Origin of the sequence: Acinetobacter calcoaceticus (genome assembly GCF_051947995.1) — a bacterium.
In the GTDB taxonomy this organism is placed as follows: Bacteria; Pseudomonadota; Gammaproteobacteria; order Pseudomonadales; family Moraxellaceae; genus Acinetobacter.
Map to the genome: position 1 here is coordinate 562,888 of NZ_JBLVVH010000002.1, position 16,063 is coordinate 578,950.

Annotated in this window: 12 protein-coding genes; 9 read left to right on the forward strand and 3 right to left on the reverse strand. The window is 40.5% G+C overall.

From position 1 onward, the window contains the following. Positions 1 to 9: 9 nt before the first annotated feature. The 5 genes from sucD (at position 10) to ACNQO6_RS05820 (ending at position 6,358) form a co-directional block, all read left to right on the forward strand. Positions 10 to 900, forward strand: a complete 891-nt coding sequence (gene sucD, locus ACNQO6_RS05800; protein ID WP_003655479.1) for a succinate--CoA ligase subunit alpha — start codon at positions 10 to 12, stop codon at positions 898 to 900. A 525-nt stretch (positions 901 to 1,425) separates the two neighbouring features. Further along, the gene (locus ACNQO6_RS05805) at positions 1,426 to 1,971 is read left to right on the forward strand and encodes a fimbrial protein (protein ID WP_005288485.1); all 546 of its coding nucleotides are present in this window, start codon (positions 1,426 to 1,428) and stop codon (positions 1,969 to 1,971) included. 41 nt (positions 1,972 to 2,012) lie between these two features. Further along, positions 2,013 to 2,741 (forward strand): fimbrial biogenesis chaperone, encoded by a 729-nt coding sequence (locus tag ACNQO6_RS05810; RefSeq protein WP_440208351.1) that lies wholly within the window; start codon positions 2,013 to 2,015, stop codon positions 2,739 to 2,741. Further along, complete coding sequence (locus ACNQO6_RS05815; RefSeq protein ID WP_440208352.1) at positions 2,742 to 5,297, forward strand: fimbria/pilus outer membrane usher protein; 2,556 nt, start codon at positions 2,742 to 2,744, stop codon at positions 5,295 to 5,297. 2 nt (positions 5,298 to 5,299) lie between these two features. Next, positions 5,300 to 6,358 (forward strand): fimbrial protein, encoded by a 1,059-nt coding sequence (locus ACNQO6_RS05820; protein WP_440208353.1) that lies wholly within the window; start codon positions 5,300 to 5,302, stop codon positions 6,356 to 6,358. Between the two features lie 54 nt (positions 6,359 to 6,412). On the opposite strand, the gene ACNQO6_RS05825 is transcribed toward ACNQO6_RS05820, so the two are convergent. From ACNQO6_RS05825 to trpS, 3 genes are all read right to left on the reverse strand, one after another. Next, a complete protein-coding gene (locus ACNQO6_RS05825; RefSeq protein ID WP_440208354.1) occupies positions 6,413 to 8,125 on the reverse strand; it encodes a flotillin family protein in 1,713 nt (570 codons plus the stop codon). Between the two features lie 30 nt (positions 8,126 to 8,155). Then, positions 8,156 to 8,800 (reverse strand): YqiJ family protein, encoded by a 645-nt coding sequence (locus tag ACNQO6_RS05830; RefSeq protein ID WP_440208355.1) that lies wholly within the window; start codon positions 8,798 to 8,800, stop codon positions 8,156 to 8,158. A 416-nt stretch (positions 8,801 to 9,216) separates the two neighbouring features. Next, on the reverse strand, positions 9,217 to 10,230 hold the full coding sequence (gene trpS / locus ACNQO6_RS05835; RefSeq protein WP_004775149.1) for a tryptophan--tRNA ligase: 1,014 nt from the start codon (positions 10,228 to 10,230) through the stop codon (positions 9,217 to 9,219). 165 nt (positions 10,231 to 10,395) lie between these two features. Between trpS and ACNQO6_RS05840 the strand changes: the two genes are divergently transcribed. The 4 genes from ACNQO6_RS05840 to ACNQO6_RS05855 all read left to right on the forward strand — a co-directional run. After that, positions 10,396 to 11,319, forward strand: coding sequence for a DUF808 domain-containing protein (locus ACNQO6_RS05840; protein WP_440208356.1), 924 nt, complete (start codon positions 10,396 to 10,398; stop codon positions 11,317 to 11,319). 37 nt (positions 11,320 to 11,356) lie between these two features. After that, positions 11,357 to 12,247, forward strand: coding sequence for a KPN_02809 family neutral zinc metallopeptidase (ypfJ, locus tag ACNQO6_RS05845; protein ID WP_005227116.1), 891 nt, complete (start codon positions 11,357 to 11,359; stop codon positions 12,245 to 12,247). A 283-nt stretch (positions 12,248 to 12,530) separates the two neighbouring features. Continuing rightward, positions 12,531 to 14,030 (forward strand): cation:proton antiporter, encoded by a 1,500-nt coding sequence (locus ACNQO6_RS05850; RefSeq protein WP_440208357.1) that lies wholly within the window; start codon positions 12,531 to 12,533, stop codon positions 14,028 to 14,030. 400 nt (positions 14,031 to 14,430) lie between these two features. Then, a partial coding sequence (locus tag ACNQO6_RS05855) for an Ig-like domain-containing protein (protein WP_440208358.1) occupies positions 14,431 to 16,063 on the forward strand: 1,633 nt, incomplete at its 3' end.

Sequence of the window (16,063 nt, forward strand, 5' to 3'; positions counted from 1 at the left end):
GTATCAATCATGAGCGTATTAATTAATAAAGACACTAAAGTATTGGTACAAGGTTTTACTGGTAAAAACGGTACTTTCCACTCTGCACAAGCTTTAGACTACGGTACAAAAGTTGTTGGTGGTGTTACTCCAGGTAAAGGTGGTACAACTCACCTTGACCTACCAGTATTCAACACAATGAAAGAAGCGGTACGTGAAACAAATGCTGATGCATCTGTAATCTATGTACCAGCTCCATTCGTTTTAGACTCAATCGTTGAAGCGGTTGATTCAGGTGTTGGCCTGATCGTTGTGATCACTGAAGGTGTTCCAACCATCGACATGCTTAAAGCAAAACGCTACTTGGAAACTAACGGTAACGGTACTCGTTTAGTTGGTCCTAACTGCCCAGGCGTAATCACTCCGGGTGAATGTAAGATCGGTATTATGCCTGGTCACATCCACCAACCAGGTCGTATTGGTATCATCTCACGTTCAGGTACATTGACTTATGAAGCTGTTGCTCAAACAACTAAGCTTGGTTTAGGTCAGTCTACTTGTATCGGTATTGGTGGTGACCCAATCCCAGGTATGAACCAGATCGAAGCGCTTCAATTATTCCAAGACGATCCAGATACTGATGCAATCATCATGATCGGTGAGATCGGTGGTACAGCGGAAGAAGAAGCTGCTGAATTCATCAAATCTAACGTGACTAAACCTGTAGTCGGTTACATCGCTGGTGTAACTGCGCCTAAAGGTAAGCGTATGGGTCACGCTGGTGCGATTATTTCTGGTGGTCAAGGTACTGCTGAAGAGAAATTCGCTGCATTTGAACGTGCGGGAATGGCTTACACGCGTAGCCCAGCTGAGCTTGGTTCAACGATGTTGCAAGTTTTAAAAGAGAAAGGTTTAGCGTAATACGTTAGATTTTTAATCTTTAAAAAGCCCCAATGGAGACATTGGGGTTTTTTATTGCCTGAAAAATTTAGGTGGGCGCTATCAATATAAGTAGGTTTGTCGATAAAAACTGAGCCTCAATCAAAATTAAAATTCAGCATTCCAGCCTGAATATCTGCCTTAAACATTAACTGATTGTCTATTTTTTGTGCGTTTTGAAAAATTGAATGAGCTGCTTAAATTTCAATAACTTGTACCAAAGTGACAAAAATATTCACCTTTTGACCAAAAAGGAAAAGTATAAAAAAGATGAATTTTAATCTCTGGTATTTTTAAGTTGATGTTTTAAATCATGAAAAAAACAAAACTGGAATTGTTGTGTATTAAGCGGTAAAAGTGTGATCTGGTTTGCGCAATTTTATTGAAAATGTTGTCTTTATGTATATTATTGTTTCTGAATTGCATAGCTTTTTTACAAAGATTTTAAACAGTTTGGGGTGAAGCTAAGTAATGAAAAATCAATTAAATTTTTATGGATACTCTCAAATGAAAAAATTAAGTTTAGGGCTTGCTCTCCTGGCTGTATGTGCAACATCTACGACTTTTGCTGCTACTGGTGTCATCACTTTTACTGGTCAGCTGGTTGCTGGAACTTGTAGTGCTAACGTTGCTGGAAGTGGCAATGCATCTGCATCTGTAACTTTACCAACTGTAAATACGGCTGCTTTGGGTGCTGCGAATGCAACGGCGGGTACTACTGCATTTAAAATCAACTTATCGGGTGCTGGTTGTACAGCAAGCAGCTTAAATGCAACACCTTACTTTGAATCAGAAGTTGCTAAAGTCAATGCAGCAGGTCGTTTAATTAATACAGCTACAAGCGGGGCAACACTGGTAGATATCCAGTTGTTGACGAATAACCAGACTGTTATTGATGTAAATGCGCCAGCACCAGCTCAGTCGAGCAGTGTAGGTGTTTCTGCTGGTACAAATAGCAATGACTTCAATTACTTTGCTCGTTATTTCGCAACCGGTGCAACTACTGCTGGTGCAGTAACGTCATCAGTAAGCTACAGCATTATTTATAAATAATTGTAGTTTCATTTTGATTGGTTCAGGGGAAATATAAGAATATGCGTATCTCATCGATTGCCTTTCGCATTGCAATGCTCAGTTCAATCTCTACTGCAACATTTGCAGGAGTGACGATTACAGGGACGCGTATTATTTTTCCTTCCAACCAAAATACGGTCACGGTTCAATTGAACAATCCTGACGATCGTCCTGCATTAATTCAGACATGGTTAGACAATGGTGACCCGCATCAGATCCCAGAGGCGGATAAGATTCCGTTTATCTTAACGCCTCCTTTAGCCCAAATTGCTTCAAATAAAGGTCAAATGCTTCGCTTAATTGCGAAAGATACCTCAGCTTTGCCTCAGGATAGAGAAAGCTTATATTGGTTTAATATTTTGGATATGCCTGCATCTGAACAGGTTGAGACAGCAGAAAAAAATAAATTACAGGTGTCGATTCGTTCACGTATTAAACTATTTTATCGTCCTATCAATTTAAAAATCTCACAGGAAAAAGCATTTTCCAGTGTTAACTTTAAATATAATGAAACTAATAAAAGCGTGACGGTGAATAACCCATCTCCTTATTATTTAAATTTTTATAATGTCAGTTTGAATCCGGAAAAAGAGAATTTTGTTTATGCTGATCCTTTAATGGTTGCACCTTATTCTACGGAGAGTTTTAAACCAGAAATCCAATTTAAGCCTCAAAAAATTAGCTATTTACTGATTAATGATTATGGTGGAAATCAGGCTTATCAAGCCGTAATCAATGGCGAAGAATAAATGAATGCTGCATTCAGATATAGCTTCATTTTTTTATGCATGCAGGGCAGTTATGCAGCAGAAAATGAAAATATCAATCAGAAACTGCAAGCGAGAGATGGCTCAAATAACCTGATTTATACCTTTGATGCCCGTGCATTGTTTGGCGGACGCAATCAGGACATTGATTTAACTTCATTTCGGCAGGTCAATGGGGTTGCTGAGGGAGTATACTCACTCAATACCAGTATTAACAATCAACGTGGATTAGGCCAGCTAACGCTTAAATTCGAGCATTTGAATGCCGAGCTGACGGCGGTGCTATGTATTGATGAGCAATTGTTGAAACGACTGGATCTACGTCCAGAAATCTTGGTAAAACTACCTAAAAAACCATGTCTCACAATTAAAGAGCTCAATCCAGATGCCTACTATGATCTGGATATGTCGGCATTAAGTCTGGATATTTCTTTACCTTTAGCAATTATTAATCAACGGCCAGAAGGATATATTGCACCTGAACGATTTGATCAGGGGGTTACTGCTGCTTATATCGGTTACGATTTTAATCGTTACACCAGTAAATTGAACCAGCAAGAGCAAGTTAGCAGCAATTATCTGAATTTAACCGGTGGATTCAATTTCAGTCGTTTTAACTTTCGTCATGCTGGAAGTTTTGACTCAGATGGAGCGCAACTCGGTGGTTATCAATCTTATCTGAATGTTTTGTCTACAGATATTCCTGCTCTGAAAGCACGGCTAGAAATGGGTGACTTTAATACCCAGACTTATGCGATTGATTCGGCGCAAATACGAGGGTTACAGCTTGCTTCCGATATTAGTATGCTTCCGATGTCGCAACGCAGCTATGCACCTTTGATTCGTGGTTTGGCCAATACCAATGCTTTGGTTTCTGTGTTTCAGAATGGCCGAAAAATTTACGAACGTACAGTACCGGCTGGTGAGTTTGAGTTTAATGATCTCACAGCGGTCAATAACAATGGTGATTTAACTGTTCAGGTCACAGAAAATGGTGGGGAAAAACATAGCTTTATTGTGCCGATGCAAGGCAATATGAACCTTGTTCGAATGGGGCAATTAAATTACGACATTGCTTCTGGGCAATACAAAATCAACAATAAAACATCAGATGATTATATTGGTCAGCTCAGCGCTGAATATGGCTTGAGCAACTATTCCAGCTTATATCTTGGCAGCAATCTCAGTCATGTTTTTCAGAGTTATTTATTCGGTTTTGGACAAAATACAAGGCTAGGCGGACTAAGATTTGATGCGGAAAAATCAAATGCGACCTTAGCAAAAAATGACTATGCGGGTTGGCGGTATAAAGCTGCTTATCAATATAGCTATAGTCCGCTGAATACTTTTTTGAACGTTTCAGCACAATATCAAGATCGTGAATACATGACATTAAGTAATACCATGTCTTTACGAAATTTTAATGATTTGAATCAAGCTGAAATCGATAGTCTTTTCCTCACTTATTTATTAAAACAGCAATTTAATATTTCGCTTTATCAAAACTTTAAAGAGGGTTTTGGCTCTGTTTATTTAAATGCAACTCAAAATAAATACTGGAATACAGATAAAGACTATGTGCAATATAGTATTAACTATAGCAATCGCTGGAATAGATTGAGCTATTCTATTGGTTATAGTCAAAATAATAATCAGTTAAATGATTTTGGAAAAGAAAATAAGGTATATCTGAGCTTTTCTTTACCTTTAGAGTGGCGTAAAAAGCAGGCAAATCTATATTCGAATATTCAATATGCAGATAACGTCGGTCATCCAACCACAGCGAATGTAGGTCTCACGGGAACATTAGGGGAAAATAATCAATTCAATTATGGGTTAACCACGACTCAGAACTGGAACAATGGAAAAAATAATTCTGCTGTTTCAGCCAATATGAATTATAGCCTGCCTCAAATACAACTGGGTGCTGTGACGGGCTGGAGTGATGATCAGACCCAATATGGTTTCAGTGCGAAAGGTGCTATTGTCGCTCATCCTTATGGAATTACCGCAACCAATAATTTATCGGATACCTTTACCATTGTTCATGCAAAGGGTGCGCATGGCGCTGATGTTGTTAATGCATGGGGAAGTAAAATCGATTATTGGGGCAATGCGATTTATGCCAATGTTTCTCCTTATGAAGCCAATACCATCCGTTTAGATACCAAGCATTTGCCTCTGGATGTGAATTTAAGTGCAAATCAGGCTGAAGTGATTCCACGTCGTTATAGTTCAACCTTAATCAAATTTGACGTCGAGCAAAGCTCAAATATTTTATTAAATGTACAAGTTAAGGGTGAACATCAGCAAATCCCGATTGGTGTACAAGCGGTGAATCAGGCAGGACAAGTCGCAGGCATGTTTGGTCAGTCAAATCAGCTATTTATAGAAAAAGCACAATTATTAAAACAAGATCTATATGTGCAATGGGGAATGAGTGAATCTTACACTTGCCATATTGATGCACCAGAAAAACTGCTTCCGAAAAGTAAGCAACCGAATCGTATACAGATGATCGATGTGGAGTGTAAATAATCATGCTAAAAAAATATGGATTTACGCTCTTATTTACTGTTTTAGGCATGGCTCTGGGACAACATGCTTATGCTACGGATAATGGTGTGTGTACTTCGAACCCAACTCAGCCTTTGGCGACCAATACTAGTAGTATTACCAACTCAACTTCAAACTGGACACTTGTCACCAACTTTGCCACATCGATTGCGGCTTATTCTTTGGTGAATTGTTCAAACAAAATCACGGATAATTTCCCTGACCGAAAAACTACATCTTTCACTACAGTGGGAAGTAACGTCAACTTTGATCAAACGATCACTTATGCAGGTTCTACGTATTACAAAATCGTCAACAGCAGTAGTCCTTACTTTAATCAATATGCGTATGTGACTTTTCAAATACAGGATACCAAGTCTGGAAAGCCCGTTGTTGCTTTAGCCAAGACGGTGAGCTTGTATAACAATGCGACAGGGGAGTCTGCGACCCAAGGCGTCAATATTGTTAATTTGAAGTTTTATTTTACTTCTGGATTGACCGAAAGTACGCCAGCAGTGCAGCTTGATTTAGGCAAGGTCACTGTGGATATGACCGAAGGATCGAACCGTTATATCGATAGTCAATCTGGCTTTGTGCAATTAACAGTGAATCCAGAAAATACCAAAACCTGTAGCTTAAACAATCCGATTGTGACTTTACCTACGATTGCAACCAGCGCTTTAGCAACAGCAGGTACGGAAGCTGGCGGGAAAACGCCTTTTTCAATCACGGCGACTTGTAGCAATAGCTTAGCTAATACCCAGTTGTATTTTACGATGAGCGATAATGCCAATGTCGCGAATAGCACTAACGTATTGAGCAATAGCAATGCTGCAACCAGTAATGTCGGCATTCGAGTGTATGATGTATCTAATAATTCAGCGATTAACTACGGCACAGAATATTCATTTGGTCGGTTGGGCACAGGATCAAATCCAGCTTTAACTAAAAATTTCTATGCAAAATATTATAAGAAAGATAATGTTGCCGCCGTCGCGGGGAGTGTTAATGCGCAGGCGACCGTCATGGTGAACTACAAATAAAAGTGCAATAAAAAAGAGCCTTACAATGAAGGCTCTTTTTTATTTATATCGGACTTATTCTGCTTTTGGTTTATTTAGGTTTTGAGTCAAGCCATTGATATCACCACCTTGCAGACCGAGTTCATTCATCAGGCTATCAATTAAGGGCGCTTGTGAACGGTAGCGTAGGGCACTATTCACCACCTGATCAGACAATGACGTTGAACCGTTTTCTGTTCCTTCACCTGAAGTTGCAGAAGCACCTGCAAAGCCATTTAAACCATTGACTTGCAAGATCTTGATGTCATCAATATTTTCCATCGGTTTCACGCTTTCACGGATAATCTCAGGTAAATGCTTCAATAATGCCAGACGCACTTGCATTTCAACCTGTTCCGCAGAAAGGGTATTGGCTGCTTCATTGACTGCACGCGCACCTTCTGCATCGACTTGATATTGTTTTTCTAAAGCCTGCGCCAGCAACACTTTTGCATCTGCTTCACCTTTCGCTTTTAAGCGGATTTTTTCAGCGTCTGCTTCTGCTGCAATACGTACTGCTTCTGCTTCATCGGCAGCAGCTTTTTTACCTGCATCTGCCGCAACAGTAATGGCAATCGCTTCTTTTTCAGCAGTTTGTTTCGCTGCAACCAGTTCAACCGCTTTTTGACGTTCAGCACGCTGGGTTTCACGGACAGTGACAACTTCTTCCTCTGCTTTTACCGCCTCAGCACGGGCTTTGTCGGCCTGAGCCTTCGCTTCTGATTCGGCACGGGATTTTTCAGCAATGGCAATGGCACGATCCTGTTCAGCCAGCTCAATCGTTTTCTTCTGTTCAACCTGAGCTTTCTGGATTAATTGTGCTTTTTGAATATTCTCGTTTTCGACATCACGTGCAGAAGCAATTCGTTTAATTTCGACTTCACGTTCAGCCGCAATACGTGCTTCTTCAGCTTCACGTTTTTTACCCGCTTCCTGAGAGGCAATTTCAGCCAATTGTTCGGCTTTACGGATGGAAATTTCACGTTCCTGTTCCAGCTTGGCATATTCTTCTTCACGTGAAATGCCGAGACGGGCACGTTCAGCTTCAAGATTTTTGGCACGGATCGCCAAGTCAGCATCTTGCTCAATGTCGTTACGCTTTTTACGGCGGTCCTCAATGGTTTCAGTCAGCTTGGTTAAACCTTCTGCATCGAAGGCATTTTGCGGGTTAAAAAATTTAAAGCTGGTTTGATCGAGGCCTGTTAAAGACACCGTTTCAAGCTCCAAACCATTCTTGGATAAATCTTCCGAAACCACCTGCTGAACTTTTTGCACAAAGTCGACACGCTTCTCATGCAGTTCTTCCATTGCCATTTCAGCAGCCACCGCTCGCAGTGAATCGACAAATTTACCTTCAACCAGATCCTTTAGCTCTGGTGGAGACATGGTTTTACGGCCTAAGGTCTGGGCCGCGGTTGCAATGGATTCTGCAATCGGTTTAACACGCACATAGAATTCCGCCATGACATCGACACGCATACGGTCACGGGTAATCAAAGCCTGATCCGCAGCACGCTTTACTTCTAAGCGTAAAGTGTTCATGTTGACCGGAATAATTTCATGTAGAACAGGAAGCACGATTGCGCCTCCATTTAAAATGACTTTTTCACCACCAAAACCAGTACGGACAAAAGACACTTCTTTGCTTGATCGCGTATATAGACGTGCGATGACGATACCAATAAAAACCAGTGCCGCAAAAATAACACCTGTAATAATTAAAATTTCAGTCAATGCTGAACTCAACATTTAAACACCCTCATGTAATAAATATAAAAACTAAGAAACAATCGCCTGGAATCCAATTTTGGTTCTTTGCGTTAAAATAACGTCCTGGCCTTGGTAGAAAACCGTATCAAGTTCCGGCTCGACTAGGATGTAATGCGTCTGACCAAACTGGTCTTTAACCTTGGCTTGTGCCGGGGAGTTTGGTTTGGCTTCACCTAAGATAATGTGAGCGGTACGACCAATCAGGTCATCATGCTGAATGGCTGTGGTTTCATCTCTAGGAATAATCTTGGCAATCAGTGCTGCGCTATAACGTACCAGTGGCATGGCTAGGAACAGGCAGGCAGGTGCAATGATCCATGCAGAAAAATAATGTTCAGTGAACTGGAAAAAAACATCCTGAATAATCAGACCGGTTAATGCATACACGGTTAAGAAAATAATTAACCAGATCAGTAACGGAACTTTGCCCAGATAAAGCCATTCTAAAAGCTGGGTAAACAAATTTTCTGACTGTTCCAGTGAAACATCGGCATGGTCGATATCGGTCAGGCTATCAGGGAGAAACTGTTCCAGAAAGCTGGAACTGCCGCCCACTAAAAGTAGGATTAATTCGAGGACACCAATAAATAGACATAGCATTAAGGCAATGCTAAAAATAGTATTAGAAGGGTGTGTTAATAAATCCCAGATCATCAGAGTTTCTCTTATTTCTTTTAGAGATAATTAATAAATTTTTTATAAAAATAAAACAGTTATAAGAATAAATCTAATGCGACTGAATTTCAACCTAAATCGTTCAGATTATGACAGGCGAAAAAAAACGCAATGATTGGGGTTGTCATTGCGTTGAACAACGAATCTGTTTAAAACAGTTTCGGTTGAAAGGAGAAATGTCATGAGATTAGTGTTTGCTAATCTACAACGCAATCATATTTAAAATCCCGACCAAGTTCATAGGTATTCATGTTAATAACTGTTAATACATGTTAATAAGTGACAAAAAGTGTTAGTTTTATATTTTATCTATAAGTTCTAAAATTAAACTTAAATCAAATGCTTATATTAAAAAAAGCCCTGAAACGGGCTTTTTATATGAAAAATAACGTAAATTAGAATTTAAATAATCCTAAGCCATCTTTTACTTCATCTAAAGTCTGTTGAGTAATAATCCGGCATTTTTCAGTCCCTTGTTTAAGGACATCCATGATGTAATCCGGATCTTTTTCTAACTCGGCACGACGTTCACGAATCGGTGTAATCAGCTCTTTCAATACACCTTCCAGACGTTTTTTCACCGTACCATCGCCTAAACCCCCACGACGATAATGTGCTTTTAACTCTTCCACTTCTTCTTTATTCGGATCAAAAGCATCTAAATAAGTGAATACAATGTTACCTTCAACCTGACCTGGATCTTCAATACGTAAGTGATTCGGGTCGGTATACATGGCATTGACGGCTTTCTTGATGTCTTTGTCAGAAGCATTCAGCACAATGGTATTGCCTAATGATTTAGACATTTTTGCTTTACCGTCAAACCCTGGTAAACGTGCCATGTTTGACAAGAGGGCTTTACATTCTGGTAATAGGTCATGACCAATTTGGCGGTTCACACGACGTACCACTTCGTTGGTTTGTTCGATCATTGGAATCTGATCTTCGCCCACAGGCACAACAGTTGCTTTAAATGCAGTGATATCTGCCGCTTGCGCAATCGGGTAGCACAGGAAGCCCGCTGGAATATCACGCTCAAAACCACGCATCTGGATCTCAGATTTGATGGTCGGGTTACGCTCTAAACGTGCAACAGTCACGTAGTTGAGGTAAAGCATGGTCAATTCATTCAGTGCAGGTAAGCAAGATTGCACACAAATTGTGGTTTTGGTTGGGTCAATGCCGACTGCCAAATAATCTAGTGCAACCTGAAGAATGTTGTTGCGGACTTTATCTGGATTATCTGCATTGTCTGTCATTGCCTGAGCATCAGCCAATAATAGGTGTTGATGATGACTGTCTTGTAGACCTACACGAGATCGTAATGAACCGACAAAGTGTCCAAGATGAAGTTGTCCAGTTGGACGGTCGCCTGTCAAAATGATTGGACGTTGATCAATATTACTCATGATATGTTCCAAGATTCAGTTATTTCATAGATATAAGATTGATATTATTGTACGAGAAATAAATTTTTTTCGTCAGCGATAATTTTAACTTTTTCTGAAAAATAATATTGTGAATATACTGAGGGAATCTACAATAGCGACATAAATACAAATTAGGAAATAAAAATGGCGAGTGGTTTATTATTATTACTGGATGATATCGCGACGATTCTGGATGACGTTGCTGTAATGAGCAAAATGGCAGCCAAAAAAACTGCGGGTGTATTGGGCGATGACTTGGCGCTGAATGCACAACAGGTCAGTGGTGTGCGTGCAGATCGTGAGTTGCCTGTTGTCTGGAGTGTTGCCAAAGGGTCATTTGTTAATAAGTTAATTCTGGTGCCATTAGCCTTGCTCATCAGTGTGGTTGCGCCGTGGCTCATTAATCCCTTGTTGATGATTGGTGGTCTGTTTTTATGTTATGAAGGTGTCGAAAAGGTCGTTCATACCTTGAAGCATAAAAAAGCCAAAACCACAGAAGAGGCAAGTGAAGATTTACAGGAAGTCGAAGTTGATCTGGCGAAATTTGAGAAGGAAAAAGTAAAAGGTGCGATTCGTACCGACTTTATCTTATCGGCTGAAATTGTGGTGATTTCGTTAGGTACAGTTGCAACAGCAGCGTTTACGACTAAAGTGACAGTATTAAGTATTATTGCAATTGTCATGACGGTCGGGGTGTATGGTCTGGTTGCAATGATCGTTAAAATTGACGATTTAGGTTTATATTTAACCCAGCAGGCTTCTGAGTTTAAGAATAAAATAGGACGTGGTTTACTTGGTTTTGCTCCAATTTTGATGAAAACACTTTCAATTGTTGGAACAATTGCCATGTTTTTAGTCGGTGGCGGTATTATCTCGCATACCATTCCATTACTGCATCATTTTACAGAAGAAACAGTTGATCATTTAGAGCTGATTCCAAGTGTAGGTTCAATCATTGGTGCATTGACGCCAACATTAATCAATCTTGGAATTGGTCTGGTAGCTGGAGCAATTGTATTGCTTATTGTCGGCTTGATTCAGAAAGTTTGGCCGAAGGCATCAACTTAAACCCGAATCGTCATCATCAAAATTATGTGAGGTCGTTATGCGCTGGAAAGGTCGTCGAGTCAGTACCAATGTTGAAGACCGTCGTGGTGGTGGCGGAGCAAAAGCAGGTGGTATCAGTATATTAGGTCTGGTTGTGGCGTTTGTTGCCTGGAAATTCTTTGGCGTCGATCCGCAACAGGCATATCAGGCTACGCAAGCTGTGACAGCACAATCTTCTCAGCAAGGCAGTGCACCGCAAAGCTTAACGGCTGAGCAGAAAGAAGCGAGTGATTTTGTCGGTACGGTGCTGGCAGATACAGAAGATACCTGGACACCGATTTTCCAGCAATTGGGAATGACTTACAAGCCACCTCGTCTAGTACTCTTTAGTGGCGTGGTCAGATCAGGTTGCGGTACAGCACAGGCTGCAATGGGGCCATTCTATTGTCCAGCAGATCAAAAGGTCTATATTGATACTTCTTTCTTTAAAGATATGCGCCAGCAGATGGGCATTTCAGGTGAGCAGAACCAGACAGAGCTTTCCCGTCAGGATCAGGCAGGAGATTTTGCCCAAGCTTATGTGATAGCGCATGAAGTGGGACATCATATCCAGAATCTGTTAGGTATTTCAGATCAGGTACAGCAAGCCCGTGCTCAGGCGAGCCAAGCGCAGGGCAATCAACTTTCTGTGCGTCTGGAATTACAAGCTGACTGTTTTGCGGGTATCTGGGCGCATCAAAATCAGCAGCGTACTCAATTCCTTGAGCAAGGGGATATTGAAGAAGCGATGGATGCCGCTGAAAAAATTGGTGATGACTATCTGCAGCGCCGTGCCACAGGACAGGTGGTTCCCGACAGTTTTACCCATGGCACCAGTGAACAGCGGATGCAGTGGTTTCAGACCGGTTTAAAATCGGGTGATGTCAACCAATGTAATACTTTTAAGTGAGCAGCCTCGCTGCTTTTTTGTCCTTGATTTTTATACGGAAGATATACGAAGCCTAAGAAGATTTAACGTAAAATAACATGTCTATGCTGAATTGAGGATGACTGGTTTACGACTGCATCTAAATCATTTGTAAATAAAAACTAAATCATCAGTGAGTAAAACTGCAGCATAGACCTTCATTCTTTATTTAATCGCAAAAACAATGAGCTTTTAAATTGCAATAGCGATTTTAAAGTTTAAATAAATGATGTGTGTTGAAAATTGAAATAAATAAAGAGGTTGTATGGGTAATTATTTTCTTTTACAAGCATTAACGGTAATTTTTGCATTATCCATTGCCACGACCATTTTTAATAAACGAATACTTGGTTTTCCCCAAGCGATTGGTGTTCCGATTGTTTCAGCGATTTTTGTCTTTATTTTACAGTGGGGTGCAAGTCTATTAAATGGTAATCAGTTTATTACCATTAATATTCATAACATTGAAGCTGCTGTACGAAATATTGATTTCTATGATTTTTTAATTAATGGTGTGATTTGCTTTATTTTAACCTCTTCTGCACTTAAGTTTAAAATTTCGGATTTAAAAAACTATTGGAAACCTATTGGTATTTTAGCCACCATTGCATTAGTGCTATGTGCTGGATTCTATGCAGGTTTATTGTATTTATTTCAGTGGTTGGTTGGCTATCCAGTCCCGATTGGCGTTTTATTGTTATTAGGCGCAGCACTTGGGGCGACGGATCCAATTGGTGTCAAAGGGGTGCTTAGTTCAATTCGAGCGCCCCACCATCTCATGGTAAAGTTGGAAGGTGAGTCTTTATTTAACGATGCCATGTGTATTGCCTTATTTATGACTTTATTAAAAGTCCTGCAAGGGGAGCATTTTTCCTTATTGGCAACCGTTGAAACCTTGCTCTATGAAATCTTTGTCGCGGTGATTATTGGTTTTGGGTTCGGTTTTGCAATCTTGCGTTTACTACGTGGTAAACATGAGATGGAGTCGTTAATCTTAACCACAGCCTTGCTGGCCAGTGGTTCATATCTCGTTGCGCTATTTGCCCACGCCTCAGCGCCAATTGCCTGTGTGATCGGTGGACTGATTGTCGGGAATAAATGGCAAGAGATTCGTGAACAGCGTGAAATACGTGAGGTGAATCATTTCTGGCATACGGTTGAAGGAATTATTAACTCTTTCCTGTTTACATTAATTGGTCTGGAACTCTTTATTCTTGATCTTAGTGCTAACCTGATTATTGGCGGTATTATTGCCTTTATTATCCTGCATCTTTCCCGTTTTGCTGCCAACTTTGCCTCTTTTGCCTTATTTCCATCTTTCCGTAACAAAAGCTATAACGGCAGTTTAGCGATTCTCTCTTGGGGAGGGGTACGTGGCGGTATTTCACTTGCCTTAATCCTTGCCGTAGCAAACATCCCTGAACTTAGTCCATACAGTAGTATTTTGATTGGTTACACCTTTATTAGTGTATTGCTGTCCGGAGTGGTATGTGGTCTTGGTTTACCTGCGGTAATGAATGCGTTCTACTACAATCCAAATGAAGAAAAGGATGGATTAAAAGGGTTGTATCAACGCATGTGTAACAAGATGAACCGCCGTGGCTTTAAATATATTATTGGTGAGGATGCTTTAGGGCGAGAGACGATTACCATCTACAATCCCGAGATTTTATTGGATCAGAAAACAGATGACGGGGTAGCCACCATGCATCATCCAAGTAAACGAGAAGAAGTTAAACGTTTGGAAAATCCTGATAACTTTTAAACGCATATTTTTTTCATTTGTTAAAAAAGCCCTTTTATTATAAAAAGGCTTTTTTATTTTAATTTAAATAATATATTTAAAAAGTTTGTTTAATTTAATTAAAATACTTTTTAGGAACCTATTAATTAATTGTAAATTTATTTGTTTTAAAGCGTAATTTTTTTATTTTTTAAAGTAATTATTATTTTTTTTATTGTTTTAAAACATGGGTTTGTGTAAGTGTTATAAAATATTTCAATGTAAGTTTATTTTCTTTGTTTTGTGAGCTATTTAACATTTCTTCTGTTTGATTTAAAGTAGTGTCGTGAACTCTATCACTTGAAAAAATAATTTTAACTTCAGTAATAACGTCATTAGAAATTGATTTGAAATTAATAATATATAATTGAGGAATATAATCATGTCTGAAATACAAATTATTTCCAAGGAAAGTCATAAAACCCTTGCAAATACGACGGAAAAAACAGCGTCCTTACCATCTGAGGCCACAGTGGTTCTGGTAAAGATCCCTGTAAATGATATCTCAGCAGTAAAAAGAGATGGTTCTAATGCCGTTATTTTACTGAAAAATGGAGAAAAGATTGTTATTCAAAACTTCTTTAATGAAGGGGCAAATCTAGATAATAGTCTAGTTTTTCAGGGCGAAGATGGTCAACTGATTTGGGCACGTTTCAAAGATGCCGAAAATGATGCGGATGCAGATAGTGACGCGGATGCAGATGCCGATGCCGACACGGAAGGGGCTGTATACTTAGAGGAAACTCCGGCGGTTGTGCCAGAGGCTGTTCCAGAGGTGCCAGTTTCAGATGTTGTCTATCAACCGATCCAGTCTGTAGAACCTTTACTTTACCATGATGGTGGAATGAATCCATGGTTGTGGGCTGTGCCTTTAGTGGCTGGCGGTATTATTGCAGCAGCAAGTGGCGGTAGCGATGGTCATCATGGGCGCGATAATAATAATGGTAATAATCCGGACACCACACCTCCAGATACTGGCGCAGTTAAATTTAATGTAGATCCAGTCACTGCAGATAATGTCCTCAATGCAGCAGAATCAGCGTCGACCGTCAAGGTGACTGGTACTTTAACGGGTATCCCTGCCGATGCAGCAAGCACAGTAGTGACACTCGTCATTAATGGTAAGACTTATACGGCAACGGTAGATCCAGCAACTGGTAAATGGACTGCTGATGTGGCGGGTAGTGACTTACTGGCTGATAGTGACAAAACCATTGATGCAAAAGTGACTTTCACCGATGCAGCAGGCAATAGTAGCAACGTTACGGATACACAAACTTATAACGTAGATGTGACTGCACCAGCGGTACCAGAAATTGATCCAATTAATGGTAAGGATCCGATCACGGGGACAGCAGAGCCGGGTTCAACCGTGACTGTGACCTTCCCTGATGGCAGTACCGTTCAGGTTCCTACTGATCCAACCACAGGTGAATGGACCGTACCAAATCCGGGCGGCTTAAAAGATGGCGATACGATTAAAGTTATTGCGACTGACCCAGCGGGTAACCCATCTGCACCGGGCTCAGAAACCGTGGTTATTGATAGCACACCACCGGATACAGGTTCAGTTCAATTTAATGTAGATCCAGTGACCGCAGACAACGTTTTGAATGCGGCAGAATCCACTTCGACTGTGAAAATTACCGGTACTTTGACCGGTATTCCTACAGATGCAGCAAGCACAGTCGTGACACTCGTCATTAATGGTAAGACTTATACGGCAACTGTCGATACTGCAACAGGCAAGTGGACGGCAGATGTCGCAGGTAGTGACTTACTGGCCGATAGCGATAAGACCATTGATGCAAAAGTGACTTTCACTGATGCAGCCGGTAACAGCAGCAACGTAACCGATACCCAAGTCTATACAGTGGATACCACTGCACCAGACAATACTGGTGCAACCCTTGCGATTGATGCGGTAACTGCAGACAATGTGTTGAACGCAGCAGAGTCAACTTCGACTGTGAAGATTACCGGTACTTTAACCGGTATCCCTGCAGATGCAGCTA